Origin of the sequence: Alkalilimnicola sp. S0819 (genome assembly GCF_009295635.1) — a bacterium.
Taxonomy (GTDB): domain Bacteria; phylum Pseudomonadota; class Gammaproteobacteria; order Nitrococcales; family WHIW01; genus S0819.
The window spans coordinates 1-606 of record NZ_WHIW01000045.1; the positions used below are offsets into that span (position 1 = coordinate 1).

Sequence of the window (606 nt, forward strand, 5' to 3'; positions counted from 1 at the left end):
CAAACACCCTTTCGTGTACGGGGCTATCACCCGCTATGGCCGAACTTTCCAGAACGTTCCACTAGAATGTAAGAAGCTTAAGGGCTGGTCCCCGTTCGCTCGCCGCTACTGAGGGAATCTCGGTTGATTTCTTTTCCTCCGGGTACTTAGATGTTTCAGTTCCCCGGGTTCGCCTCGTACACCTATGTATTCAGTGCACGATGACCACCTAAAGATGGTCGGGTTTCCCCATTCGGAAATCTCCGGATCACAGTCTGTTTGCCGACTCCCCGAAGCTTATCGCAGGCTACAACGTCCTTCATCGCCTCCTGTCGCCTAGGCATCCACCGTATGCGCTTAACCGCTTGACCATATAACCCCAACCAGTCTGGGTTACATGGGTTGATATGCTGGTCTCACGAATCTGACATGCCCAAACGCTAGAGCCTTTCAGCTCTATGTTTGACAACTTTCCAATTTTTTAAAGAACCGGTCTTCTCTGACTAAAAAGCCAGAGTTGAGAGCCCGGCTCGGACTCTCAAGTCTGACTTCTTCCCGCAGGTAGATGGTGGAGCCAGTCGGGATCGAACCGACGACCCCCTGCTTGCAAAGCAGGTGCTCTCCCAG

The 606-nt window shown here is 52.5% G+C and carries 1 rRNA gene; it reads right to left on the reverse strand.

The window, feature by feature from the left end:
• A 23S ribosomal RNA gene (locus GBG68_RS13915) occupies window positions 1–350 on the reverse strand; the annotation flags it as partial.
• Window positions 351–606: the final 256 nt, after the last annotated feature.